Origin of the sequence: Bradyrhizobium agreste (genome assembly GCF_016031625.1) — a bacterium.
In the GTDB taxonomy this organism is placed as follows: Bacteria; Pseudomonadota; Alphaproteobacteria; order Rhizobiales; family Xanthobacteraceae; genus Bradyrhizobium; species Bradyrhizobium agreste.
Genome location: NZ_JACCHP010000035.1, coordinates 1 through 26,024, shown reverse-complemented (window position 1 = coordinate 26,024; position 26,024 = coordinate 1). Strand labels below are relative to the sequence as shown.

General features: G+C 63.5%; 20 protein-coding genes, 1 tRNA gene and 1 pseudogene. 8 read left to right on the top strand and 14 right to left on the bottom strand.

Annotation, left to right across the window (positions count from 1 at the left end; genetic code table 11):
- Nucleotides 1-14: 14 nt before the first annotated feature.
- The 4 genes from cysN to HZZ13_RS34030 all read right to left on the bottom strand — a co-directional run bounded on the left by cysN (nt 15) and on the right by HZZ13_RS34030 (nt 5,768).
- A complete protein-coding gene (gene cysN, locus HZZ13_RS34045) occupies nt 15-1,910 on the bottom strand; it encodes a sulfate adenylyltransferase subunit CysN (protein ID WP_197963817.1) in 1,896 nt (631 codons plus the stop codon).
- The gene (cysD, locus tag HZZ13_RS34040; protein WP_246504680.1) at nt 1,910-2,833 is read right to left on the bottom strand and encodes a sulfate adenylyltransferase subunit CysD; all 924 of its coding nucleotides are present in this window, start codon (nt 2,831-2,833) and stop codon (nt 1,910-1,912) included. The genes cysN and cysD overlap by 1 nt, the downstream gene beginning before the upstream one ends.
- Before the next feature lie 44 nt (nt 2,834-2,877).
- On the bottom strand, nt 2,878-3,897 hold the full coding sequence (locus HZZ13_RS34035; protein WP_197963815.1) for a sulfotransferase family protein: 1,020 nt from the start codon (nt 3,895-3,897) through the stop codon (nt 2,878-2,880).
- Between the two features lie 155 nt (nt 3,898-4,052).
- Complete coding sequence (locus HZZ13_RS34030) at nt 4,053-5,768, bottom strand: methyl-accepting chemotaxis protein (protein ID WP_197963814.1); 1,716 nt, start codon at nt 5,766-5,768, stop codon at nt 4,053-4,055.
- A 555-nt stretch (nt 5,769-6,323) separates the two neighbouring features.
- On the opposite strand from HZZ13_RS34030, the gene HZZ13_RS34025 reads away from it, so the two are divergent.
- Together HZZ13_RS34025 and HZZ13_RS34020 are read left to right on the top strand one after the other, a co-directional pair.
- Entirely contained in the window at nt 6,324-7,316 is a 993-nt protein-coding gene (locus HZZ13_RS34025; protein WP_197963813.1) for a methyltransferase domain-containing protein, read from the top strand.
- 153 nt (nt 7,317-7,469) lie between these two features.
- A complete protein-coding gene (locus HZZ13_RS34020; protein ID WP_197963812.1) occupies nt 7,470-8,060 on the top strand; it encodes a thermonuclease family protein in 591 nt (196 codons plus the stop codon).
- 48 nt (nt 8,061-8,108) lie between these two features.
- On the opposite strand, the gene HZZ13_RS34015 is transcribed toward HZZ13_RS34020, so the two are convergent.
- Together HZZ13_RS34015 and acs are read right to left on the bottom strand one after the other, a co-directional pair.
- On the bottom strand, nt 8,109-8,624 hold the full coding sequence (locus tag HZZ13_RS34015) for a L,D-transpeptidase (RefSeq protein WP_197963811.1): 516 nt from the start codon (nt 8,622-8,624) through the stop codon (nt 8,109-8,111).
- A gap of 415 nt (nt 8,625-9,039) precedes the next feature.
- A complete protein-coding gene (gene acs / locus HZZ13_RS34010; RefSeq protein WP_197963810.1) occupies nt 9,040-10,986 on the bottom strand; it encodes an acetate--CoA ligase in 1,947 nt (648 codons plus the stop codon).
- Between the two features lie 379 nt (nt 10,987-11,365).
- Here acs and HZZ13_RS34005 point away from each other — a divergent pair, with 379 nt between their 5' ends.
- Entirely contained in the window at nt 11,366-12,535 is a 1,170-nt protein-coding gene (locus tag HZZ13_RS34005) for a DNA topoisomerase IB (protein WP_197963809.1), read from the top strand.
- A 13-nt stretch (nt 12,536-12,548) separates the two neighbouring features.
- On the opposite strand, the gene HZZ13_RS34000 is transcribed toward HZZ13_RS34005, so the two are convergent.
- Nucleotides 12,549-13,004 carry an SRPBCC family protein gene (locus HZZ13_RS34000; RefSeq protein WP_197963808.1) on the bottom strand — a complete coding sequence of 152 codons (456 nt, stop codon included), beginning with the start codon at nt 13,002-13,004 and terminating at the stop codon, nt 12,549-12,551.
- Between the two features lie 101 nt (nt 13,005-13,105).
- Here HZZ13_RS34000 and HZZ13_RS33995 point away from each other — a divergent pair, with 101 nt between their 5' ends.
- On the top strand, nt 13,106-14,185 hold the full coding sequence (locus tag HZZ13_RS33995; RefSeq protein ID WP_197963864.1) for an adenylate/guanylate cyclase domain-containing protein: 1,080 nt from the start codon (nt 13,106-13,108) through the stop codon (nt 14,183-14,185).
- A 310-nt stretch (nt 14,186-14,495) separates the two neighbouring features.
- On the opposite strand, the gene HZZ13_RS33990 is transcribed toward HZZ13_RS33995, so the two are convergent.
- The 6 genes from HZZ13_RS33990 to tsaD all read right to left on the bottom strand — a co-directional run bounded on the left by HZZ13_RS33990 (nt 14,496) and on the right by tsaD (nt 21,226).
- Complete coding sequence (locus tag HZZ13_RS33990; protein ID WP_197963807.1) at nt 14,496-14,900, bottom strand: hypothetical protein; 405 nt, start codon at nt 14,898-14,900, stop codon at nt 14,496-14,498.
- Nucleotides 14,901-14,930: 30 nt separating this feature from the next.
- Nucleotides 14,931-17,261 carry a hypothetical protein gene (locus HZZ13_RS33985; RefSeq protein WP_197963806.1) on the bottom strand — a complete coding sequence of 777 codons (2,331 nt, stop codon included), beginning with the start codon at nt 17,259-17,261 and terminating at the stop codon, nt 14,931-14,933.
- 5 nt (nt 17,262-17,266) lie between these two features.
- A complete protein-coding gene (locus HZZ13_RS33980; RefSeq protein WP_197963805.1) occupies nt 17,267-18,496 on the bottom strand; it encodes an esterase/lipase family protein in 1,230 nt (409 codons plus the stop codon).
- A gap of 263 nt (nt 18,497-18,759) precedes the next feature.
- The gene (locus tag HZZ13_RS33975; RefSeq protein ID WP_197953562.1) at nt 18,760-19,173 is read right to left on the bottom strand and encodes an EVE domain-containing protein; all 414 of its coding nucleotides are present in this window, start codon (nt 19,171-19,173) and stop codon (nt 18,760-18,762) included.
- Between the two features lie 2 nt (nt 19,174-19,175).
- A complete protein-coding gene (locus HZZ13_RS33970; protein ID WP_197963804.1) occupies nt 19,176-20,156 on the bottom strand; it encodes an NAD(P)H-dependent glycerol-3-phosphate dehydrogenase in 981 nt (326 codons plus the stop codon).
- Nucleotides 20,157-20,158: 2 nt separating this feature from the next.
- Nucleotides 20,159-21,226, bottom strand: coding sequence for a tRNA (adenosine(37)-N6)-threonylcarbamoyltransferase complex transferase subunit TsaD (tsaD, locus tag HZZ13_RS33965; protein ID WP_197963863.1), 1,068 nt, complete (start codon nt 21,224-21,226; stop codon nt 20,159-20,161).
- Between the two features lie 157 nt (nt 21,227-21,383).
- Between tsaD and HZZ13_RS33960 the strand changes: the two genes are divergently transcribed.
- From HZZ13_RS33960 to HZZ13_RS33945, 4 genes are all read left to right on the top strand, one after another.
- A complete protein-coding gene (locus HZZ13_RS33960) occupies nt 21,384-22,130 on the top strand; it encodes a uroporphyrinogen-III synthase (RefSeq protein WP_197963803.1) in 747 nt (248 codons plus the stop codon).
- Between the two features lie 60 nt (nt 22,131-22,190).
- Nucleotides 22,191-23,411 (top strand): COG4223 family protein, encoded by a 1,221-nt coding sequence (locus HZZ13_RS33955; protein WP_197963802.1) that lies wholly within the window; start codon nt 22,191-22,193, stop codon nt 23,409-23,411.
- A gap of 35 nt (nt 23,412-23,446) precedes the next feature.
- Nucleotides 23,447-25,246 (top strand): heme biosynthesis protein HemY, encoded by a 1,800-nt coding sequence (locus HZZ13_RS33950; RefSeq protein ID WP_197963801.1) that lies wholly within the window; start codon nt 23,447-23,449, stop codon nt 25,244-25,246.
- A 99-nt stretch (nt 25,247-25,345) separates the two neighbouring features.
- Nucleotides 25,346-25,421: transfer RNA gene (locus HZZ13_RS33945), tRNA-Thr, on the top strand.
- Between the two features lie 253 nt (nt 25,422-25,674).
- On the opposite strand, the pseudogene HZZ13_RS33940 reads toward HZZ13_RS33945, so the two are convergent.
- Nucleotides 25,675-26,024 (bottom strand): annotated as a pseudogene (locus HZZ13_RS33940) (IS481 family transposase); the annotation flags it as partial.

The following is a 26,024-nucleotide window of genomic DNA, read 5'->3' as shown; positions in this document are numbered from 1 at the left end:
ACTCGTCCCGGTCGTCACAGGTAATTGTGCTCTCGCAAGTAGCGGATGATGCGTTCGCAGGCCGCCTCGCTCGACAGTTCCGAGGTGTCGATGGTGATGTCCGGCGCCAGCGGCGCTTCGTAGGGCTGATCGATGCCGGTGAATGCCGGCAGCTGGCCCGCCCGCGCCTTGCGATAGAGTCCATTGGGATCGCGGCGCTCGCATTCGGCAAGCGGCGTCGCGACATGGATCTCGATGAACTCGCCCGCTTCGAGCCGCTGGCGCGCCAGCTCGCGCTCGCTGCGGAACGGCGAGATCAGCGCCACCAGCGCGATCAAGCCGGCATCGACGAACAGCCCCGCGATCTCCGCGACGCGCCGGACGTTCTCGGTCCTCTCCGCATTGGAAAAGCCGAGGTCGCGGTTGATGCCGTGACGGAGATTGTCGCCGTCGAGCAACGCGGCATGGCGCCCGAGCTCGGCAAGCCGGTTGTCGACGAGATTGGCGATGGTCGATTTGCCGGCGCCGCTCAACCCCGTGAACCAGAGCACGCAGGGCCGTTGCTGCTTCAGCCGGGCCCGCACGGATTTGTCGACCGCAAGCCGCTGCCAATGAACGTTGGTGGCACGGCGGAGCGACATGTCGATCATTCCCGCCGCGGCAGTGCGATGGCTGATCGGGTCGATCAGGATGAAGCTGCCCATGTCGCGGTTGTCGCGATAGGTCTCGAACACCAGCGGGCGGTCGAGATCGAGATGGACATAGCCGATCTCGTTGACGTCGAGCGTGGTGGCGCTTTCCCGCGCCATGGTGTCGATCGCGATCCGGTGCTTGAGCGTCGTGATCACCGCGCCGGTCGAGGCGGTGCCGCACCGGAGCAAATAGCGCCGGCCGTCGACCATGGCCGCGTCATCGAACCAAACGAGATGGGCCGCGAGCTGATCCGACACCGGCGCTGCAGATCCGGCGGTCAGCACGTCGCCGCGGCTGACGTCGATCTCGTCGGCGAGCGTGAGGGTGATGGACTCGCCCGCCTCAGCGTGATTGCGCTCGCCTGCAGGCGTGAGAATGCGCGCGATGCGGGTCAGGTGTCCCGACGGCTGCGCGCGAACGGCATCGCCCACCGCGATTGTTCCGCTCGCGATCCGTCCGCAGAAGCCGCGAAAATCCGCATGCGGCCGGCTCACCCATTGCACCGGCAGCCGGAACGGCTGCTGCGAGGCGTCCCCGGCCACGTCCACGGATTCCAGATACGCCGTAATGGTCGGTCCCGTGTACCAGGGCATGCGCGTGCTCGCAGCGACGATGTTGTCGCCGTCGGGCGCCACGACCGGGATGCACTGCACCTGGGAGATCCCGAGCTGGCCGGCCAGAGTCAGGTATTCGGCGGTGATGGAAGCGAAGCGACCGCCGTCGAATCCGATCAGGTCCATCTTGTTCACGGCGAGCACGACGTGGCGGATGCCCAGCAGCGACAGGATGTGGCTATGGCGCCGCGTCTGCGTGATCACGCCCTTGCGCGCGTCGACCAGCACCACGGCAAGATCGGCGTTGGAGGCGCCGGTCGCCATGTTGCGCGTATATTGCGCATGCCCCGGCGTGTCGGCGACGATAAAGCGGCGCAGCTTCGTGGCGAAGAAGCGGTAGGCCACGTCGATGGTGATGCCCTGCTCGCGCTCGGCCTGCAACCCGTCGACCAGCAGCGCGAAGTCGAGGTCCTCGCCGGTGGTGCCGGCGGTCTTGCTCTCCGAGGCGAGCGCATCGAGCTGGTCGTCGAGCAGCGCCTTCGAATCGTAGAGCAGCCGGCCGACCAGCGTGCTCTTGCCGTCGTCGACGCTGCCGCAAGTGACGAAACGCAACGTCGGGCGATCGTCCTGTGCGAGCCTGGGCGCATCGGCGGCGGCGATCGTCGGTGCCGCGTGATAGGACATCAGAAGTAGCCTTCCGCCTTCTTGCGCTCCATCGATGCCGGACTGTCCCGGTCGATCATGCGTCCCTGTCGTTCGGAGCTGCGCGATGCCATCATCTCCTGCACGATCTCGGGCAGGGTGGCCGCCATCGAGGTCGTCGCGCCGGTGAGGGGATAGCAGCCCAGGGTGCGAAACCTGACGGAGCGCCATTGCGGCGCTTCGCCAGGCTGCAGCGGCATCCGGTCGTCGTCCACCATGATCAACGCGCCGTCGCGCTCGACCACGGGACGCGAAGCTGCGAGATAGAGCGGAACGATCGGGATGTCCTCGAGCAGGATGTAGTCCCACACGTCGAGCTCGGTCCAGTTCGACAACGGAAACACCCGCATGCTCTCGCCGGGCGCGAGCATCGTGTTGTAGAGGCCCCACAGCTCCGGCCGCTGGTTCTTCGGATCCCAGCGATGCGAAGCGCTCCGATGCGAGAACACGCGCTCCTTGGCGCGCGACTTCTCCTCGTCGCGCCGCGCGCCGCCGATCGCGGCGTCGAAGCCGTGCAGCTCCAGCGCCTGCCGCAGCGCCTGCGTCTTCATGACGTCGGTGTAGCGGGCCGAGCCATGGGTGAAAGGGTCGATGCCCTGGCTCAATCCGTTGGTGTTGGTATGGACGATCAGGTCGAGGCCGAGCTCGCGCGCGCGGCGGTCCCGAAACGCGATCATCTCGCGAAACTTCCAGGTCGTATCGACATGCAGCAGCGGAAACGGCGGCTTGCCGGGATCAAAGGCCTTCATCGCCAGATGCAGCAGCACTGACGAGTCCTTCCCGATGGAATACAGCATGACCGGCTTGCGGAACTCGGCCGCGGCCTCTCGCAGGATGTGGATGCTTTCCGCCTCCAGCCGTCGAAGGTGGCTGGGGGTGATACGGCGCTGCTTGCCATCGGCCATGCCGGGGACGGCTGGCGCGTCGATCGTGGGCACTTCCAACATGGTCACGCGGCCGCAGCGAACCAATCGCCAAACAACTTCGCCGACGTCGCCCGCGTGAGGCCGAGATCGTGAACGCAGCCTGCAACCGAAGCGCGATAGACGTCATTGACGCCGCAACGCTCAAGAACGTCCAGCACCGTCTGGCTCAGCAAGGACGTCGCGCGGCGTTGGTAGCGATAGGCTGTATCGGAGGTGTGCAGATTGGGGACGTCGTAAATAATCGCCTCACTGGGCCATATAACCCGTGCGTTATCCGCTTGGTCCAGTCCTGTCTCCCGCCAGCACGTCACCGCCTTTTCGGCAAAGCTGTTCGAAAGACCGAGCCGGTCGAAGAGGATGCGCACCGATGATACGGGCTCCTTGCTCACTTCATACACGTAACGGGTGACCGGAATGCCGTGTCGCCTGGCATAATTCTCCACCCGCACGGCGTTGAGCGCGGCGGCAACGTAATTGTGGATCAGCGTTTTTTCAGAAGCGCGGTCCGACCATTTTTCGATCCACGACGCCAGTGAACTTGCCGGTTCGCGATCGAGCATGATGCAATGGAGCCGGTGTCGCGGATAGCCCGCATCAATCAATATCTGTAGCGGATTGAACAGACTTTCCGCGAGCACATAGGGCCCCATCGTCTCCTTGCTGAAGATATTCGGGCTATTGCTTGCTGAGGGCACGATCCAAGATCTCAATGAGCTGCCCACCATTGCATCGCGCAGGATGGCTTTCACCGGCTGGTAGTATGAGGGCATTCCCATCGTGCCAAACAGGTTAGTCAGCGCCGTCGACCCGACGCGGCATTTCCCCCATGCGAAATGCAGCATCGGAAAATCGTGCGCCGGCCGCTGCCGAAAGCTTGCGGACAGGCACTCAGTGACTTCCCGCATCAAGGTCTCGAGACTGACTGTTCTGGTTTGGAATTCGCCAACTGGCGAGAGCGGCATGATGTCGAGCGAGCTGTGCTGCTGACGTATCAGATCGGCCATTCGTTGCAGGGAATCGGCGAAGGCCTGGTTGTTGTTCATGTTGGGGCTCCCTGGAACAGATACCGCTGGCGATGATGATCGCGCTTTTCGGGGCTCCTCCTACCTATAGTTGTTTTCTTGTTGCCGTCAAACCCGTGATTTAACGGGGTTGCGACGGGCGAGCATCGACGCGATGCTCGCCGCTTCGCCGCAAATCAGGCCGCGCGCACCGTCTCGAGGAACTTCTCGACCTCGGCTTTCAGGAGTCCGCTCTCGCTGGAGAGCGAGCGCGCCGATGACAGCACCTGTCCGGACGCAGCGCCGGTGGCGCTGGCGCCTTGGCTGACCCGAGCGATCTTGTCCGCAACTTCGACGGTTCCCTTCGCTGCCTCGTTGACATTGCGCGCAATCTCGGCCGTCGCAGCACCCTGCTCTTCAATGGTTGCAGCGATGGTCGTCGAGATGTCCGAGATCCTGGCGATGGTGGCGCTGATCTCCTTGATCGCTCCAACGGAGTCTTGCGTCGCGCTCTGCATGCCGGCGATCTGCGCGCCGATTTCCTCCGTGGCCTTCGCGGTCTGTGCCGCGAGGGCCTTGACCTCGCTCGCGACCACGGCGAAGCCGCGGCCGGACTCGCCGGCGCGAGCCGCCTCGATCGTGGCGTTCAGCGCCAGCAGGTTGGTCTGCTCCGCAATCGCGGTGATCAACTTGACGACGTCGCCGATCCGGCCCGCAGCCTTGAGCAATTCGTTGATCTGCGCGTCGGTGCGCTCGGCCTGCCTCACCGCTTCGCCGGCGATGCGACTGGAATCGTGCACCTGCCGGCCGATCTCGACCACCGACGTGCTCATCTCTTCTGCGGCGGAAGCCACAGCGCCGACATTGGCGGAGGCCTCTTCGGAAGCTGCGGCCACCATCCCGGAGAGTTGCTGCGTCTGCTCTGCCGTCCCCGACAGCGTGCCGGCGGCGGATTCGAGTTGCTGGGAGGCTGACGATACCGAGTTGATGATGCTACCGACCGCGGCTTCGAACGCACCGGCGAGCTTCATCATCTCATCCTTGCGCCGGGCGGCGGCTGCGGCCTCCAGATCCTTCCGCTCGGCTTCCATCTGCTCGATGCGGATCAGATTGTCCTTGAAGGTACGGGCCGCACGGGCGTTGTCACCGATTTCGTCGCCACGGGTCGTGAAGGGAATCTCGATGGCCTTGTTGCCGTCGGCGAGCTGCCGCAGCACATCGCCGATATGCCGGATCGGCCGGGCGATGTTCAATACCGCGAAGACTGCGGAACCGATCAGCGTCAACATGACGGCCACGCCGATCACGAGAGCGAAATTGGCGGTAGAATCCAATTCCTCCAGCACCTGGCTCTTACGCTTGGCCGCGTACTCGTTGGCGATGTCCACTCCCTTGTCAATGGCAGCGTTGACTTGCCCAGCCGCCGGGAATGTACGCTCGTTAAGAACGCGGGCCTTCGCCGCCTCCGCCTCGGCCTTGGCCCCTCCGTCGACGCCAATGACGCGCTTTTGCGCCTCCGCAAGCTCGATGGCGCTGGTCAGATAGGCATCCACAGCTTTCCGGGCCGCCTGGTAGGCATCCTTTGTAAACTGTTGCTTGGCCCGATCGCGCGCGGCATCAATCTCCGTGTCGGCTTTGGTCACGTTGGCACGGAGAACCTGAAGGAGCTCGTCGATCCTGGCGACTGACGGCGCGGACGCGATCTCAAGAGCGGTTGTCTGCGCCCGCGCTATCGCTGTCTGCGCCGACTGCGCATTGCCCTTGTTGAGATAGTTGAGAATTAACAAGCCGTTGGATGCCACAATCGACCGATTGCCCAGCGCCTGATTGACCAGCATGCCACCGACCAGCAGAATGCTGATCGCTGAGACGATGCCGAGCTTTGTGCCGATACGTAATTTGAAGGATGCCATCGTGAACCCCCGTCCCAGCAATTACCCGAGCCAGTTGGCAACCAAAAATTGAAATTCGCGTAAACGAATTGCAGCTTTATGCAAGTAGGCACAGAAACAATTTTACACCTGGTAGTAGAATTACGGGGTCGCGCTGCTTCAGCCAATCGTGATCACCCGAAACGAGGCTGGTGACGGCGATGATAGCGTCGTTCAGCGCGTGGATGCGCGGCAAACAGCAAGCCGCGCGGCGCTGCGCTCCGTGCCGGGGGCCATTCCGACGGCGGGATGAATCTACTTAGACGGGTATATGCATCGAATGTCGTTGACACATCTTAAGATAGCAATAGCCTACGAGCAGGTGAAAGAATCTTGAGCGGAGCCGGACGACCAGTTCCAGACACCGCGCGCCCGAGCCGTCGGAACTACTCACACGATTGAAACTTATGATCTGAATCGCCGGTACTGATCTTCCCGCCGCCAACTATGAGAATTCCGGCTTAGCGTCGGTCGCCGAGAGCGACGCCAACACCCGAGCCAAGAGTGAAATCAACCATAGCAGCCGGACTTCCGCCGATGTCGAAAGCCACGAAACCTGCCCATTCCTTTCACAACCCACTGTTCTCCAGTATTACTCATGTCAGACTGCTCGCACGAGTCGACCGCACCATGGCCGTTGCACGCGCCACCGAACGGCTCATCCGACCCGGAATGCGCGTGCTCGACGCCGGCTGCGGTACCGGGCTCATGTCGTTCCTCGCGGCGAAGGCGGGCGCTTCTGAGGTCGTTGCGATCGATCGCGAGAACGTGGAACTCGCACGCGCCCTGGCAGAGGAGAATGGTCTTTCAAACAAGATCCGCTTCGTCGAAGGCGATCTCACAACCCAGTCGCGCGACACGCTCAATGGTGGCTTCGATGCCATTATTGCCTTCGTCTATACGAATCATCTCGTCGTCGACGAGGCTCGCTCAACGCTTGTTTACGCTTTGCGCGAGCAATTCGGCAGGCCGAATTGCATCATCATACCGGACCGGGTTCGCTATTCCGGTGTTGCTTGTGAATGGCCCGGCGTCGACGCCGGTACCGAACTAGACGATCTGCGCCGCACTATCTCCGATATGGAAAAGCGGTATCAGCTTAGCTTGACGACGCTGTTCGAGACGGCACGCATGGAGTTACAGCACACGATGGCGCGCCCGCGCATCAGCGCTGACTACGAATGGTCTCCATCGTGGGGAAGTGGCGGTTATCGTTATCTGCGCGGCGCATTCCGCAAACTGAGCAGAGAAAGCCAGGTTGCCGACATCAACTACGGTGCTGAGACGCAAACGGCACCTTATCCAAGCGAGTTGAGCCTGGACCTTGTCGCGCCGGGCTTATGCAATGCCATCCTTTGGACACAAGAACTCTGGTCCGACAGCCATCTGCTGTGGACGGCAGAGCATATGAGCACTCTAGCCACGGCCGTCACCCTCGAAGCTAGCGATCGGCTCGTGGTAAAGCTCGATGCAGCTTGGCGTAAAACTAACTCGATCGGAGATGCAGCGCGCGTAGAGCGGGTGAGTTAGTTGTGGCTGCCTTATCCGTCGCGCTTGGAACAGCGTTCTCTGCATAGGTGGAATTTACGACCGGCCACGATCCGGACGAGGCGCGCGTTGGCAGCAGGCCGCACGTCCGACCGTGCCTTGCCGTCATCCCCGACTCAGTCCTAGCGTCGGTTGATGCGTTTCCAGGATCGCCCCAATGCTTATCGGCCGCGGTTCGGCGGCTCGCCATTCGGCCGTCGCTTTGCCGGACTGGTGCCGTGGGTGTTCGTGATCGGGCTTGTCGTGTCGGTCGTGCTCACATTCCGGCACGGCACGAACTGGCCGGTTCCGCATCCGGGAGACGAGCGCGCGCAGGACGCCGAGATCATCCTCCAGCACTCAGGCAATCCCGACGATCGCCTACCGATCGATGTCATCCGCACCATCGATGGCGACACTTTCCTGGCGCGCGTACATCAACGCGACGGACGCGATCTCGTCGCGCGGATTCGCCTGCGCGGCATCGACGCACCCGAGCTGAAGGCGTCCTGCCAGGACGAGCTGAACAAGGCCGAAGCCGCCACCGATGCACTGCGCAACCTGCTCGGCCAAGGCGGCGTCACGATCTACAATCTCGGCTCGGAAAAATACGGGCGCGTCCTCGCCGATGTCGCGACCAGACGCACAGCCGACGTCGCGGCCGCCCTGCTCGCGGGCGGCTATGTGCGCAGCTACAATGGCGGCCATCGCGACGGCTGGTGCAGGCGCGGCTGGCGCTTCTGGTGACAAAAAAGCCGCGTCTGACGACGCGGCTCTCCAACTCGATCTCTCCGATCAGCGCGTCACGACCACCGTCGTGCCGACGGAGACGCGGCCGTAGAGATCGGTGATGTCGTCGTTGAGCATGCGGATGCAGCCATAGGACACGAAGCCGCCGATCGAGCCCGGCACGTTGGTGCCGTGGATCGCATATTCCCCGCCGGCGAGCGTCATTGCCGCAACGCCCATCGGGTTGCGCGGCGAGCCGCCCGGAATGACGTCGGGCATATTCGGCTTGTCGCGCTTCACCTCGGCGGGCGGCGCCCAGGCCGGATTGAGATATTTGCCGTCGATCTTCGTGGTGCCGGCCCATTGCTTGCCGGCCTTGCCGACGCCGACCGGATAGCGCACGGCCTGGCCGTTCCCGAGGATGAGATAGAGCCGCCGCTCGCTGGTTTTGACCACGATGGTGCCCGGCGAATAGTCGGCCAGGTGTGCCCCCACCATTTCCGGTCGCGCCTGCGCCGCCGTCGACGTCAAGACCCCAGCCGCGATGGTGGCGGCCAGCGCCGCCGCAATCCTCATCGACATCGATGCTTCCCCTTGCCCAAAACGGATCGTCCAAAATGACGCAGAACCGGCAATCGCCGCCGCGCCAAACCCTCGTCGATGCTGATTCTTAACCGCGCCCGTTAACCCAATGGTTTCGACGCGGGGCTGCCGAGGGCCGGCCAGCAGGGGGAACAAAGGAAATGTTCGAAATAAAGTAAATGACCTGAAAACAACACTCGGCGGGAAAGATGCCGGCGCGCTGCCGCGCTCGCTGACAAGAGCGTGAGGGTGTGAATGGCCGTTGGTCGAGAGGGGCGCGACGCGCAATCTCGTGTCCCGGACAAGCGGAGCGCCGATCCGGGACCCAGTTCTTTCTTTCGGTCGATCGCTGGGCCCCGGCTCAGCAGCGCACCGCTGAAGTAGCGCTGCGCTGCGTCCGGGGCACGAGCTAGCCTTACGCCGACTTCTTGTTCTGCCGGTTCTTGACGAGATCATCGACCACGGCGGGATCGGCGAGCGTCGAGGTGTCGCCGAGGCTGCCCGGCTCGTCCTCGGCGATCTTGCGCAGGATGCGGCGCATGATCTTGCCGGAGCGGGTCTTGGGCAGGCCCGGGGCGAACTGGATCTGGTCGGGCGAGGCGATCGGACCGATCTCCTTGCGCACCCAGGTCACGAGCTCCTTGCGCAGCTCGTCGGTCGGCTGCACGCCGGCCATCAGGGTGACATAGGCGTAGATGCCCTGACCCTTGATGTCGTGCGGGAAGCCGACGACCGCCGCTTCCGACACCTTCTCATGCGCGACCAGCGCGCTCTCGACTTCGGCGGTGCCCATGCGGTGGCCGGAGACGTTGATGACGTCGTCGACGCGGCCGGTGATCCAGTAATAGCCGTCGGCATCGCGGCGGCAGCCGTCGCCAGTGAAGTACTTGCCCTTGTAGGTCGAGAAATAGGTCTGCTCGAACCGGGCGTGGTCGCCATAGACCGTGCGCATCTGGCCCGGCCAGGAGCGCGTCAGGCAGAGATTGCCTGATGTCTCGCCTTCGAGCACGTTGCCGTCGGCATCGACGATTTCAGGCACCACGCCGAAGAAGGGTTGCGTCGCCGAGCCCGGCTTCAGCCTGGTGGCGCCCGGCAGCGGCGTGATCAGGATGCCGCCGGTCTCGGTCTGCCACCAGGTGTCGACGATCGGGCAGCGGTCGTCGCCGACGACGCGGTGATACCACTCCCAGGCTTCCGGGTTGATGGGCTCGCCGACCGAGCCGAGCAGGCGGAGCGAGGCGCGCGAGGTCTTCTTCACCGGCTCGTCGCCGCCCTGCATCAGCGCACGGATCGCGGTCGGCGCGGTGTAGAAGATGTTGACCTTGTGCTTGTCGATGACGTTCCAGAACCGCGAATTGTCCGGGTAATTCGGCACGCCTTCGAACATCAGCGTGGTCGCGCCGTTGGCGAGCGGCCCATAGAGAATGTAGCTGTGGCCGGTGACCCAGCCGACGTCGGCGGTGCACCAGTAGATGTCGCCGTCGTGATAGTCGAAGACGTATTGATGCGTCATCGAGGCGAACACGAGATAGCCGCCCGTGGTGTGCAGCACGCCCTTGGGCTGGCCGGTCGAGCCCGACGTGTAGAGGATGAACAGCGGGTCCTCGGCGTGCATGTGCTCGACCGGGCATTCCGTGGTCACCATCGCCGCCGCCTCGTGGTACCAGAGGTCGCGCGTCGGGTTCATGTCGATCTTGCCGCCGGTGCGCTTGACCACGACGACCCAGTCGACGCCGTCGGCCTTGGCGAGCGCCGCATCGACATTGGCCTTCAGCGGCACTTTCTTGCCGCCGCGCAGGCCTTCATCCGCGGTGATCACGACCTTGGATTTGCAGTCATTGATGCGCTGGGCGAGGCTGTCGGGCGAGAAGCCCGCGAACACCACGGAGTGGATCGCGCCGATCCGCGCGCAGGCCAGCATCGCGTAAGCCGCTTCCGGGATCATCGGCAGGTAAATGGTGACGCGGTCGCCCTTCCCGACATTGCGGGTGCGCAGGATGTTGGCCATCCGGCAGACCTCGTCGTGCAGCTCCTGATAGGTGATGCGCCTGGACTGCGAGGGATCGTCGCCTTCCCAGATGATCGCGGTCTGGTTGGCGCGTTTGGCGAGATGCCGGTCGATGCAATTGTAGGCGACGTTGAGGATGCCGTCCTCGAACCATTTGATCGAGATGTTGCCGGGCGCGAACGAGACGTTCTCGATTTTCGTCGGCGCGTGCATCCAGTCGATGCGCTTGGCCTGCTCCGCCCAGAAACCGTTCGGGTCCGAGATCGAGCGGGCGTACATCTCCTTGTACTTGGCCTGGTCGACCCAGGCGCGCTTCGCCCACTCCGCGGGGACATCGTAGATCTTCTCGGACATGCTTCCCTCCACATGCGGCAAGCTCAGGCAATGCCGACATCATCATTTGACGGATTATGCGTCGGGCTAACCGGACCCGACAAGGAGCACAAGCTGGACCTTCGACGGGCAGCCGGCCATGCGGAGGATCAAGGTCCGGAAGGCTCGCTGTCGCAAATCTGAAACAGGGCCGATCGGCGGCTTCCGGCTCGCCAGCACAGATGCCGCAAGGGCCCCATGCGCCGAGCGGAGGTATTTGGAGACCTCTTCTCACTGATTCGGGACTCGCAATCGTGTTCGGAACCCCCTAAATGGCCAACCCGGGTCCAAAGAGACCCGTCGGAACAAAGATCGCAACAGCGGCATTGATCGATAACAGACAGGGCTAAGGCGTAAGACCATGATGGATCAGCAGAATCTCGGGACGATACGGCCCGCTTCAGCCGATCCTGCAGCCGTTGCCCTGGCCAACGCCCTCGGACAATGGCCGAAACCGGGCGGTTTCAGGCGCCCCAGCCCCAAGAAGACCTACGACACGGCGCCTGCGGCGACGGTCGAGGCCCTCGCCAAGGAGCTGGGCTTGCGGCTCGGGGACCAGAACGAGCTGACCATCCGCCGTATCAAGCGCGGCAAGGGCTATTCCTTCGTCCGTCCCAACGGCGCGCATATCCGCGACGCCCGCACCATCCGGCGGCTGCACGCCATGGCGGTGCCGCCGGCCTATCGCGAGGTGCGCTACTCCGCCGATCCGAGCTCGCACCTTCAGGCGGTGGGCCGCGATGCCGCAGGCCGGCTGCAATATCGCTATCACGCCGCCTGGGAGAAGGTCCGCGAGCAGCGCAAGGCGCATCGCCTGGCCAAGCTCGTCGGCGCGCTGCCGAAAATCCGGCGCAAGGTCTCGGCGTTCCTGTCCGAGGACGAGCCGACGCGCGAGTTCGCGCTCTCGGCCGTGATCGAGCTGATCGCGCGCACCGCGATCCGTCCCGGCAATGAATCCTACGCCCGCCTCAACGGCACCCGCGGCGCGACCACGCTGCTGAAGTCCAACGTCACGCTGGAAGACGATTGCTTCGTGCTGACCTTCAAGGCCAAGGGCGGCAAGGCGGTGCGCAAAGAGTGTGACGCGGCCAAGCTGGTGCGTGCCATCGGGATTTTGCAGAGCGTACCCGGCAAACGCATGTTCCAGTATCGCGATGCCTCCGGCATCGTCCGCGCGGTCAACACCACCCAGGTGAACGCGTTTCTGCGCGAGATCGCCGGCATCAAGATCTCGCTGAAGGATTTTCGGACGCTGATGGCGTCCGCCGTCGTGGTGGAGTCGCTGTCGCGGATCACGCCGGCGAGCAGCCAGCGCGGCCGCAAGAAGCAGGTGCTTGACGCGATCCGCGCCGCCGCCGACCAGCTCTCCAACACGCCGGCGATCTGCCGCAAGAGCTACGTCCACGACACCATCGTCACCGCCTTCGAGGACGGCATCCTCGAGCGCTTCGCCGCGACCATGAAGGGCCAGCGCTCGCAGGCCAGGCGCGAGCAGCTGCTGGCGCAGGTGGTGGCGACCGCGGCAGTCTGAGCTGCCGCATCCCCTACATATCGCCTGAAACGCCGGGGTCGGGACCGGGATCTCGGCCCGCGGCTGCGAGCGTGAGCCGGCCCAGATAGTGCGCCCAGCCCTTGTCGTGGCTGGCGCACTCGACTTCGTTCGGCAGGCCGCTATGTGTCATGCGCAGCAGCGTGCCGCCGTCGCGTTCGATCAGGTCGATCTCGACAAGGCTAGAGCCCGGCGGCATTTCCTGTCTGCCGTCCCAGCCGAACGTGTAGGCCAGCCGATGCACCGGCACCACCTCGCGGAAAGCGCCTCGGGCGCTGTGGTGGCTGTCGCCGATGTCTTTCACAAGGTAGAGACCGCCCGGATGCAGCTCCGTGGTGGCGTCGGAGCCCATCCAGCTCAAGATCTTTTCGGGGTCGGTGAGATAGGCGAAGACGGTGGCGCGCGGGGCCGCGATCTGGGTCTCTCGTCGCACTATGAATGGCTCGGGCATCGGCGATCATCCCTGGTCTGACGATGGGACATGGCGGCGGCCCCGCGGTCCGTCAAGGATTGCCCGTGACAAAGACCGCCCTCCTTCGCCATCATCGGGCCATGCAGCTCTCCTCGACCCTGGCCTGGCTCGTCGATGCCGCCTCGGATTGTCCCGGGGCCGACCGCCTGCTCGCGGAGCTCGGCGCGCATCTGGTCGCCGACGGCGTGCCGCTCGCGGCAGGCGCCCTGACGCTGGCGGTGCCGCATCCGCTGATCGCGAAGCGAACCTGGTTGTGGCGTGCCGATAGCGGCCAGGTGATCGAAGCCCTCGGCTTCGCGCCGGGCGGCCTCGCGCCAGATCCGCCCAATGACGCCGGCCGTCGCTGGCTGCGCGACAGCGCGGGCGGCGAGGTGCACGAAGATGTCGTCGGACGGCCCGATGGACCGCTGCTCGGCTGGATCGGGCCGCGTCCGTTCACGGCGGATGAGATCGGGCAATTACGTCAGGCCGCGCGTTTCGCCGCGACGCCGCTTGCCGTGCTCGCCGCGCGCGCCACCTTGCGGGCAACGCTCGATGCATACCTTGGCAAGCGCAGCGCGGAGCGGGTGCTGGCGGCGCCGCTGCGCCGTGATCTCGGCGAGACCATCCGGGCCGCGTTGCTCTATGCGGACCTGCGCAATTTCACGAGCCTGTCGGAGACCACACCGCCGGCCGATGTCATTGCGGCGCTCGACGCCTGGTTCGATCGCATCGCCGGCGCGGTTCACGCCTTCGGCGGCGAGGTGCTGAAATTCATCGGCGACGGCGTGCTCGCGATCTTTCCGGTGCTCGAGGCGTCACCGCGCCGCGCCTGCGACGCTGCTCTGCGCGCGGCAAGCGCAGCCGAAGCCGGCATGGCGTACCTCAACAAGGAGCGCCGCGAGCAAGGGTTGCCGCATTTGTCGTTTGGCGCCGCGCTCCATCTCGGCGAGATGCTCTGGGGCAATATCGGCGCCGCCAACCGGCTCGACTTCACCGCGATCGGCCCCGCCGTCAATCTCGCCAGCCGCCTGGAGGGACTGTGCAAGCCGCTGGGCCGAACGGTGCTGGTGTCGGGTGCGCTCGCCGCCGAGACGGAGATGCCGCTGGTCGCGCTCGGCACGCATGAGCTGCGCGGCATTGCCGCGCCGTGCGAGGTGTTTGCGCTGCCGGACCAGTAGGATTGGCAAAGGCGCGCTCTTCGCGCGCCGTGCCCACCGTTCAACCGCTGGCTTTCATCCTGAATGGTGGGCACGCTGCGCTTTGCCCACGTACAAATCCAGGGCTAATAACTCTGCGGAGGTAAGGCTCGAGCGTAGGCGCGCGGAGGCAGGATGCTGGAATTTCCTGGTGATTCGAATTGCGACTATGCCTTAAGATCGAAAGGCCGCATTAGTTGCCGGCCGGCGCGAAGCGCGGACTCTATCGGTCTCATTCAATTCATAGCAATTCACCCCATGAGCAAGCTCCGTCGGGTCCGACGCGCGGATATCAGGTTTGCTCTCGAGCTGCCATTGGCAATTCGGAAGCGTACATCATTAGAAGCGTCCCATATTCGTCGAATGCTTGCTCCTGTGCGATTCGCCCCAAAAGTACTTTCGTTCGAAAGACATTTAGCTTCGTGTACATGAGCAAATGAAACTTCCACTTCTCTCGGAAGAGGAGACTTTTCTCCGTTCCTACAAGTACCGTAGCAACTGCAGCGAGTACGGCGGCTATTGAGGATGCGCCACTCGCTGCAAAGTAGGTAGCGCCGGCAGAACAAAGCAGTGTTCCGACCGTCGTGATAACGTAGGCACTCATAGACAAAACGCGCCAACGTTTCTGGAAAGCGAGTTGCGACGCGAGATCGGCAATTAAGCTCGAGCGGGCTTCGGAAGTATCAGAAATCGACATGGGATAGCCACCTCGAGCTGCTGCGTCGGGCTAGGGTTTTACAACGGGTTCGACCTTGTTGCCGTAAATCCACTCAGGCGTCGGGCGCTGTGGGTCGAAATCGTCAGGTGAAAAGGACAAAAGCTGAATTTGCTCTGACTTTAGGTACCTAAGGAACATAAGCGACGTTGAAAAGTCGCTTAGCCTCCAAAAGTCTGGATGCGTTCGTTGCAACCAGGCAAGTGGAATTCTGATCTCCTTTTCCCCCCTTAGCAGATGTTCTGCTTGGTCTTCGGAGGCTCCAGCCGTCTCGTCAACACGGAATAATGAGACAGCAAAACGTCCGTCTTCGTTTGAAGCCCTCGTCGAAGACGTGTGAACAATCAAGGTCTGAGCTAAGCCCTTCTGTTCAAGTTCAATAACTCCATCTTGTTCAAAGAACTGCCACGTACCGGCTCCCTCCTTGGCAGTATCGAGTGCACTGCGCATCTTGGTAGTCACATCTTTATCAAGTGCAATGGATTCTGCCTCCTCGAACAGTCGTTTCGTATCGTTGAACCAGAAGTCAATGCGGGCAGCCGACCAAGCGAGCTCACGACCGTGAATAGCGGGGTGGAATACTATCGAACGTGGTATCTCTCCATGGGTGGCGGCGTATTGTTTCTCCGCCTCTTGGGCGGTCTCCACCGCACTTTTTGCGATGTCAATTTCCTTGCGAAGTCCATTGAGCTTAGCTTCTAGCTTCTTGAACTCCGCTGAATTGAGAGAGTCAAACTGAGTGCCCTGAATAGACTTGTGAGACAGAGAGTTTTTGGCGGATGTGACTGTAGCATTATACGAAGCCACTAATCGCTCGTACTTGCGGATTGAGTTCTGTTCCTGATTTACGAGGGCCTCCAATCCTTCCGGTAGCACCCAAGGGTTCATACTCATCAACACAGTAATGTCACCTTCGACAAACTGCGCTTCAGTGCCGAACGACCCCCAGAGCAGTTGGTTCGCCGCCATGAAGCTGTCTGCGTGCAGGCGCTTCGATGTTGCGACGATCGGATCTCCGTTGCAACGGTTCAACATTTCCCAAAAGAACTTGACCCAATTATCCTTGCAAGGAGCGAATGAAATTACTAGGCGACCAAAACGTTGGTTTGTCTTGTCGGAAATCCAATATGCCTTGAGCGGTCGCCGAAACACCTCGCTTCTCATTTCAGCGCCGACCGCGATACCTCTTGCCGCTCTTGGCGACATAATCGCGACTCGATAGGCCCTTGGTACGGGTGGTGGGCGTGAACCTTGCACCCATCCCGGAAGTGGCGGCGCATTGCCCACGCTGCTTCTACGTTCGAAACTCTGCTCAACGTATCGCTGATGTTTTTGCGCCAGCTCACTACCTCCGCGTGGGCTCGGCTGTGGAAACGGAAGTCCTCCACCGCCACCTGATGACGCACCAGGAGGCGATTCGATTGCTTTCGAGAGCGCGAGGGCGGCCTTTGCGTCGGATGCCCCGTCAACCGACGGCCTTATTGACTGCTTCGCGTCATGAGCCTCGAGGAAAGCCCCGTCGGTTTGAACAAGCCTCTGCTCCGATGCGGTGAGTTCGTTCGAGAGGCCGGCCATTACCTTGGCTACGGCTGGGTCGACGGCAAAAGCGCCGCTCGAGCGAGCAAAGTCTTCGATTACCCGCTGAACAGCTATCTGAAGCTTAGGCGGCGGTGTGTGCGCAATAAATGCCGCCGCTATAACGCCCCGTCTGCTTGCGGACTGGCGCACGAGATCGTCGAATTTGCGAATAGAATCTTTGCCCCCACGGTTGTCCAGGTTCAGATTCCGCAGGAGAACGCCCCGTACATGTCCCAACCCTCGGGCACTCGTGTGCTCGCTGAGAACGGTCAGAGCCTCCTCGATTGCTGGCGAAAGTTCCTTCGCGACCGCGTCGCCAGTTAATGTGGCGATCTCTGCGAAAACTATGGGGCCCGATCGCCTCGGAACGGCATCGAGAAACTTAAGCCTTGGATCTTCAGCAAGAGCGGCCGAGTTAAGCGCCAAATTGTCTTTGAGGCGCGCGAGGAACAGTTCGCCTTGTCCGGCACCTCCGGCTTCGGCTCGCTGGTAAAGCATCTCGATCTGGGATCGCGCTGAAAAATTATAGTATCGAAAGTCGGTTTTTTCCTGAGCGTCCCGCAAAGCCTGCTGGACATCGGGCCCAAGCCGGTTGAGCACCTGGCTAGTTGACTGGACGCCCTGGACGAGTGCTTGCTCGAGCGCGCTAGTGAATATCTGAGCGTCAACAAAGCTAGGTTTTACATCAGCGGAGGCAACGCTGAGATACGCAAAGAAGACCAGAAAGGCGGAAAAGGCTTGGCGAATAAATCGTTTTGCAATCATCAAAGTCACTCCAACGATTCGAGAGTTCTCCTCAATTCATTAAACGCATGCGTTGCTTCTGGCCCATACAGAGCCGGATTCGGAGCATTTGGTGCAACCGTGAACGTAGCAAGGGTTCTCCTTGATTTGTGTCCGGCGAGCGTCAGAACCTCTGTCCAAAAATCGATGAAATTCCCAGGCGACATGCCGAGGTCGTGAGGCTCGACGAGTATTTGTTGCTCAGTGTTGTTTTCTGGATTTAGTTTGATTCGTAAGGCATTCACGCCGTTGATGAAGTTCTTTGCAGCAGGCAGCGTTGGATATGCGCGAGCGAACGCCTTGATCGCTTCGAAAGGTATCTCATACGGCTTTACGGCGGGGTAGTTCTTGATCCCCAATAGCCACTTCTCGCTCGTACTTTCACTATGCAGCGCCGGCGATACGCGGCTTAAACCCGTGCTGTCCGCTTGGCCATTAGGAAGCAGCTCCTGTTCACTTAGCTCAGCTCGGAAACAGCTGCGAACGAAACGCTCAACAGTTACGTACAGAAAATCCTCGCGCGACTCGGGCTTGCACATCGTGAGATGTGTGCCGTCCAAAGGTATTGCTGCAACCGACTCAATCGTGGGGTCGGCGGCAGTTTCGTCGACAACGAGAATTCCGTGGGTCGGTTGCTTTTCGTAGAACGGAAGCGTCTTGATGTTTAATGGTCTGGCAGAGTTTCGATACCACTCGTTAATATCCCGAAGGTGTGGGCTGTTTTTAGCTAGTTCTGTCATCGAAACTGAAGTGCCCAGGATTGCACCGAGTCGATCCAAAGTCCCCGCGATGTCAGCGCCTGTATGAGGCGTTCCCAAAAAGACGACACCTCTGGTTTGATTAGCAAGAGCCCGCCAGTTGGCGAAACCTCCTGTACTGGCTAGGCGAATCATCTGCTTGACCAACAGTCCCCCTAGGCTGTGACAAATGAAGACGATCGGCCTTTCCGAAAGAGGTTCAAGCCAAGTAAGAATTTGCTTAGCTCGATCGAAGATAGGCATTGTGGTACCCAGCCAGGCGACTGGCGAGGCCTCGTAAGACAACGAATAAACATCAAGCTGCTCTAAATCCTCTGCGAGCCATTGCGGCCAGAAAGAACTCGATTCTTTTCCCTTGCGCCATGTGGCGAATGCATCGCCGCCGAGTCCATGGACGAAAATTACAGCGCCGAGTCCAGGCTGCGTTCGTTTGCTCGATATCTTGTGAAGCTTGCTCAATGAGTGGGCCTCGCCCGAAAGTAAAAACCCTTGAAGTTCAATGATATGGATTTTCGGTTGCAATATCGACGTGCGTGACGCACAGATAGTGCCACATCTTGCGGGCGGTTGGCCAGAGGCTCGTGCTCTAGTCGCGGGATTTTGTCAGCGCCTCTGCCGCATTGCGGCGGTACGCACCCAGGCGCTTCAAACATCGCGTCGGCTATTTATTTCATGCTGCCAGCACCGCCATTCTCCACATAGCTAGACTAGGCTAGATGCGGCTAAACCCCACCCATCTTGCAGACGAGCTTCCATTCCTCTGCCGTCACCGGCTGCACCGACAGGCGAGAATATTTCACCAGGGCCATATCCGCTAGCTTCTTCTCCGCCTTGATCGCGGCCATGGTCACCGGTGTCTTCAGGGGCTTGTCGGCCTTGATGTCGACGCAGACGAATTTGCCGGTCTTGTCGGTCGGATCGGGATAGGCCTCCTTGATGATCTCGGCGATGCCGACGATCTCCTTGCCCTCGTTGGAATGATAGAAGAACGCCTTGTCGCCCTTCTTCATGTTCACGAGGTTCTGACGCGCGGTGAAATTGCGCACGCCGGTCCAGGCCTCGCCCTTGGCGCCCTTCGCGACCTGCTGGTCCCAGGACCACACCGACGGTTCGGATTTCACGAGCCAGTACGCCATGCTTATTCCTCTGCCTTGAAGGGGCGCGTCATCAGCGCCGAGATCGCGGCATCGATCGTGCTTCGGCCGCTCAGGATCGATGCGACCGCCTCCGATACCGGCAACTCGATGTTTTGCGAAGCGGCGAGTTCGATCAGCACGGGGGCGGTGAACTCGCCCTCGGCGAGCTTGCCGGCGGGAGGCTGCTCGCCCCGCCCGAGCGCGAGGCCGAGCGCGAAGTTGCGCGATTGCGGGCTCGAGCAGGTCAGAATGAGATCACCGAGGCCCGACAGGCCGGTGAGCGTCTCGCGGCGTGCGCCGAGCGCGCGGCCGAGGCGCGTGAGCTCGGCAAAGCCGCGGGTCGTGAGCGCCGCCTGCGCGGAGGCGCCGAGCTTGCGCCCGACCGCAATGCCGACCGCGATCGCCAGCACGTTCTTGGCGGCGCCGCCGATCTCGACGCCGCGGATATCGGTGGAGTGATAGGGGCGGAATGTCGGCGAGCCCAGCGCCTGCACCAGGCTGCTGGCGAGCGCCTCATCGCTTGCCGCCAGGGTCACTGCCGTCGGCAGGCCACATGCGACGTCGTCGGCAAAGCTAGGTCCCGACAGCATCGCCGGCTGCGCGTGCGGCGCGGCCTCGGCGATCACGTCAGTCATGAACTTGTGGGTGCCGTGCTCGATGCCCTTGGCGCAGGCGACGATCGGCACCGCTTTCGTGATGTGCGAGGCCAGCATGTTGACCGCGCCGCGCAAATGTTGCGCCGGCGTTGCGATCAGCAGCATGTCCGCGCGCGCGGCGAGCGCCAGGTCGCTCGTCACGATGATCTCAGGCACGATCCGCACCCCGGGCAGCCGCGGATTGTCGCGCGTCGATGCGATCCGCGCGGCATGCTCGGCATTGCGTGCCCACAGCGTCACATTTCGCCCGGCTCGCGCCGCCACCGTCGCCAGCGCCGTGCCCCAGGCGCCTGCGCCGATCACTGCGACGGATTGGAGAGCGGTCATTCCTAATATCCCGCTCGCGTGTTGCCGTAGCCTGCCGGCGCCGTCGCCTTGGCGTCGAGCAACCAGCGTGCGCGCGGCTGCGCGTCCATCGTGTCGGTCAGGCCGAGCGCGAGGCGCTCGGCGCCGGCCCAGGCGATCATGGCGCCGTTGTCGGTGCAAAGCGCGGGCGGCGGCATGATCAGCTGCGTCCCGGCCTGCCGCGCGACATCATCAAGCGCGCCGCGGATCGCCTGATTGGCGGCGACGCCGCCGGCAGCCACGAGCGCAAGCGGCGCGCCGAACTTTTCGCGGAACAGCCTGAGGCCGACGCTCAGCCGGTCGGCCGTCGAATCCAGCACGGCGGCCTGGAAGCTTGCGCAGAGATCGCTGATGTCCTGCGGCGTGAGCTCGGCCAGCCGGCTCGCTTCAGTGCGCACCGCCGTCTTCAATCCTGATAGCGAGAAATTGGCATCGGGGCGCCCCTGCATCGGCCGCGGAAACGCAAAGCGCGTGGCATCGCCACCGGCAGCGGCGCGCTCGACCTGCGGGCCGCCGGGATAGGGCAGGCCCAGCATCTTCGCGACCTTGTCGAAGGCCTCGCCGATGGCGTCGTCGACCGTGGTGCCGAGCCGCACATATTGGCCAACGCCGGTGACCGCGACGATCTGGGTATGGCCGCCGGAGGCAAGGAAGAGGCAATAGGGAAATTCGACGCCGTCGGTGAGACGCGGCGTCAGCGCATGCGCTTCGAGATGGTTCACCGCGACCAGCGGCGTGTCGTGCACCATCGCGATCGCCTTCGCGGTGGTGAGCCCGACGATGACGCCGCCGATCAGCCCGGGCCCCGCGGCTGCCGCGACACCGTCGAGTTGGGCATAGTCGATGCCGGCCTCGGCCATGGCACGGTCGATGATCCCGTCGAGCACGTCGACATGCGCGCGCGCGGCGATCTCCGGCACCACGCCGCCGAAGCGGGCATGCTCCTCGATCTGCGACCGCACGATGTTGGACAGGATCTTGCCGCTGCCGTCGGCCGCGCGTTCGATCACGGCCGCGGCGGTCTCGTCGCAGGTGGTTTCGATGCCCAGCACCAGCATTGGCGAATTGTTATCCAATTTGCGCCCTTGCGCTCATCCGTAAAGCAGAGTTCTGGTACGTCCGGTAGCATCCCGGGGTCGGCTTGCGCAATCGTCACGCGCAGCCGTTCTGGTCGATGCATCACCGCCAAATGGTCCGGGAACACCAGCGATGTCCATTCTTGTCACACGGCCGCATCCCGACAATGTGGCGACGGCGGACAATCTGCGCACGCGCGGGCATGCGGTGCTGTTGGCGCCGGCGCTCAAGCTCGAGCCGGTCGCCTTCCATGGCGAGATTGAAGTTTCCTTTGACGCCGTTCTCGTCACCTCGGCCAACGCGATCCGCGCCGTGGCGCCGCAATTGGCGGACCTCGGTCTGTTGCCGCTGCCCTTGTTCGCGGTCGGCGAGCATACGGCTGCTGTAGCGCGCGAGGCCGGTTTTGCCGAGGTGATCGTCGCCGGCGGCGATGCCGCGTCCCTGCGCCACAAGGTGATGCAGAGCGCGCGCGACAAGGTGCTGAAGAAAAACAGCACGCTATTGTATCTCGCGGGCGCGGATCTGTCGCGCGACCTCGGCGGTGAGCTCGGTGCGGAAGGTTTCCGCGTGGTGACGCAGACGACCTATCGCATGGCGCCCGTGAAGCATCTGCCGCGCGAGGTCTGTGAAGGCTTTGCCGCCCATGGGATCGAGGCGGTGCTGCACTACTCCCGGCGCAGCGCACGCGCGTTCCTCGACGCGGCGCGGGACGAAGGTGTCGAAATTTCGGCGCTGGCGATCCCGCATTGCTGCCTGTCCGAGACCGTTGCGGGCGTGCTGCGCGATGCCGGCGCGTCGCAGGTTCTGGTGGCCGCAACGCCGGACGAAACTGCCTTGTTCGACACCTTGGAGCGTGCGTTGCGCACCCGTTTGGCGTAAAGGTCGGGCCGAATCCGACGCAATCTAGTCCCTGGTATGGAAGTGTGAGGAACCGTCACGATGGCCGACGACAAGCCTGAAGACGCTGGATTGGCGCCCGATCCGGGTCGTGCAAAGCGCACCCCGCCCACCATCGACCTCGAGGCGACGGAAGTCTCGACCCAGCCGCAGCAGGTCGCGGGCGAGCCCGAGGCGTCCGAGCATCTCGCGCAGGAGCAGGCCAGGGTGGAAGAGCCCGGATCGGATGAAGTCAAGGCCGAGCCTCAGTCCGAATCGGCAGAGCAGCAGACGTCCGCGGCGGCGCCTTTATCGGCGCCGATTTCCCCCTGGATCGTTGCGCCCTTCTCCGGCGCTGCCGCTGCTGCGGCCGTGATCGCAGTCGGCTGGATGCTGGGTTGGCCCGCGGTGCAGGCCCCGCCGGCCGCGCCGCAGGTCACCAATGCGACGGTCGATGCGCTGAGCGGACGCGTTGCCGCGGTCGAAGCCAAGGCCGCGAGGCCCGCGGCCGATCCGGCCCAAGTCGCGCGAATCGACGCGTTGGAGAAAGCGGCGAGTGCGCTGCGTGGCGAGATCGCCAATTTGCGCGCACAATTCGACAACACCGCGAGCGCGCTGAACGATGCGAAATCCGCAGCCCCGGGTGCCGCGCCCGATCTTGCCGCGCTCACCGACCGCATCGCTCAGCTCGAGCGCGCCAGCAAGACCGAGCGGGCCGAGCTCGCGCAGCAGGGCGAGAAGATCGCCGAGGCCAAGACGCTGGACGACAAGCCGCTCCGCTATGTGGTGGCGGCGTCCCTGCTCGACGTTGCCGTTCGCCACGGCGATCCCTATCAATCGCAATTGGCGGTGGCGCGGTCATTGACGGCCAAGCCCGACATGCTCAAACCGCTCGAGGCGTTTGCATCGTCCGGCATCCCGACGGCAGCGGCGCTCAGCCGCGAGCTCCTCAACATCGTGCCGAAGCTGTCGCCGCCGGCTGAAGCTCCGTCGAGCGAGGCCGGCATTGTCGAGCGTCTCCAAGCCGGCGCGTCGAAGCTCGTGCGCATCGAGCGTACCGACGGCATCGGCAACGATCGCGGCGCCGTCGTGACGCGCGTGACGGCGGCGGCGCTCCGCAGCGATTTCGCAGAAGCGCGGCGCGAGCTGAAGACGCTGCCCGAGGCTGATCGCGCCCCGGCGCAGGCCTGGCTCGACAAGGTCGATGCGCGCGACGCCGCGCTCGCCGCATCCCGCAAATTCGCCGACGAGGCCATGGCGGATCTCGCCAAATCCACTCAATAAGATTCGCGCAACAATCGGCGCGTATAGGGATCGCCATGCTTCGCATCGTCCTCTTTCTCGTCTTGATCGCACTGGCGGCGGCCGGCGCGGCCTGGATTGCCGACCAGCCCGGCGATCTCGTCCTGACCGCGGGCAGTTTCCGCATCTCGACGACGCTGCCCAGGTTCGTGTTCTTGCTCGGCCTCTTTGCCGCTTCCGTCGTGCTGGTCTGGAGCATCCTGACGACGATCTGGCGCATGCCGGGGCGCTTGCGCCGCCGCCGTCATGACAAGCGCCATGCCCGCGGCCGTCACGCCATTACCCATGGCCTGCTCGCGATCGGCCACGGCGATTCCGCGCTCGCGCGCCGGCACGCCGAGGCGGCCCGGCGGCATGCACCAGACGATCCGCTTGCGCTGCTGCTGCACGCGCAGTCGGCGCAGCTCGAAGGCAATCGCGACGAGGCGCAGCGCGTCTTCCGCGCCATGGCCGAGCGCGAGGACACGCGGCTGCTTGGACTGCGCGGTCTCTTCATCGAGGCGCAGCGCGCCGATGATGCGGTCGGCGCCGTGATGATCGCGGAGGAAGCGATCAAGCTGTCGCCGTCCGCGACCTGGGCCTCGCACGCGGTGCTCGGCTTCCGCTGCGCGCGCGGCGACTGGAGCGGCGCGCTCGCGATCCTCGATTCGAATCTGTCCGCGGGCCTGATCGACAAGCAGACCTATCGCCGCCAGCGCGGCGTGCTACTCGCCGCGCGTGCGCTGGAACTGGAAACGATGGACCGCGACGTCGCGCGCGAGAGCGTGATGGAGGCGGTCAAGCTCGCGCCGACCCTGGTGCCGGCGGCCGTGCTGGCGGCAAAATTCGAGAGCGAAGCGCATCAGGTGCGCCGCGCCATGAAGCTGGTGGAAGCCGCCTGGCTCGCCAATCCGCATCCCGATCTTGCGGAAGCCTATGCGCATGTGAAGCTCGGCGATTCCGCGCGGCAGCGCCTGCAGCGGGTGGAGACCCTCGCGGCCAAGACACCTGCCGACAAGCCGGGCCATATCGAGGGCCAGCTCGCGATCGCGCGGGCCGCGATCGACGCCTCCGAATTCGGCCGTGCCCGCGAGGTGCTTGCGCCGCACGTCAACGATCCGACCCAGCGCGTCGCGCTGCTGATGGCTGAGATCGAGCGCGCCGAGCATGGCGATAGCGGCCGTGCCCGCGCCTGGACCTTGCGCGCGGTGCGCGCCCGTCTCGATCCCGCCTGGACCGCGGACGGCTATGTCAGCAACCGCTGGCGTCCGGTCTCCCCGGTCACCGGACGCCTCGATGCGTTCCAATGGCAGACGCCGGTTGCGAGCCTGCCCTCGGACAAGGGCACCACGATCGAATCCTCGGCCTTCGAGGAAGCCATGCTAGCCGCGCCGCCGCCGAGGCGGGTGACCGCGGCTCCCAGCGAAGTCGCGATGGAACCGCCGGAGGCGGCCCCGGTGCCGGCCCCGGCCGCGCAAGACAATTCACCCCCTCCGGCCAAGGACGCCGCGAAGGAGGCTGCCAAGGAAGCTGGCAAGGAGACGGGGGAGCAGACTGCGGAGGCCGACGAGCCGGCCGTGACGTCCGCCGAGCCGGCGAATCCGGCTCCGGCGCCCGCCGAATCATCGCCGCCGGCGCCGACACCGGTCTTCCGGACCCGGGCCGACCTCGGTAAGCCCGCCTCGGCGCCGATCCAGACCGTCATCCCGATCGTCCGTGCACCCGATGATCCCGGCATCGACGACGACGGCCCAAGCGATGAATTTACGGAACAAATCGGCACGCCCAAAGCCCAGGCGGGCGGCTGGCGCGGATTCTGGTCCCGCTGGGGCGCGTGAGCCGCATTTCGCCTCCCGCTTGTCCTTGCCAATTCGGGCCATGCCCGATATCAGGAGCGCGCGTATCGGGGCCGGCATCGCTTCGGTCCCGGCAGGTTCGCCGCAATAGCTCAGTCGGTAGAGCACGTCATTCGTAATGACGGGGTCGGGGGTTCGAATCCCTCTTGCGGCACCAGCGCCCGGTTTGTCCAGCCCGGACACATAGGTAACGAATCGTACCTGAGACATGGGTGACAACCTCGTGCCGAACGGGTTGTCGAAGGTTGCAGGTCACTCCACGCCTTCATGGCACGGCCTATTCTTGCTCGGCCCGCGCTATCGCCGTCAACCCCGCGCGCCAAGGGGCGCGCCCCTGCGGGCTTCGGGGGTTGACCGCTCAGCGCGGCCAAGCAGGGGAGCTGCCATGCCGAGAATGAGCAAGAGTGGCGTCAGAGCGACGATGTCGGACCGGAGACATCGGTAACGGGCTTCGGGCCGAATGGGTTGTCGAGGGGCTGCAAGGTCTTTTGCTCCAGGTCGAAGTATCCCAGATCGTAGTGCATGAAGCTGACGAGCCAGATGCCCTCGTCGACTTCCTTGATGCCGAGCTTCTGGCCGGCCAGCACGGTCGAGATGTTGATTCGCTTGCGATGCAGGCAGAGCCGTCCGCAGGCCGTGACGAGGACGTCGCGGTCATGGAATGGATAGGACAGTTCGGGCAAGCCGTCATAGCGGCGCGGTGACGCCGCATACAATTCCGCCGGACACTTCATGCCGAGCGCCTCGTGCGGTCTTTCCG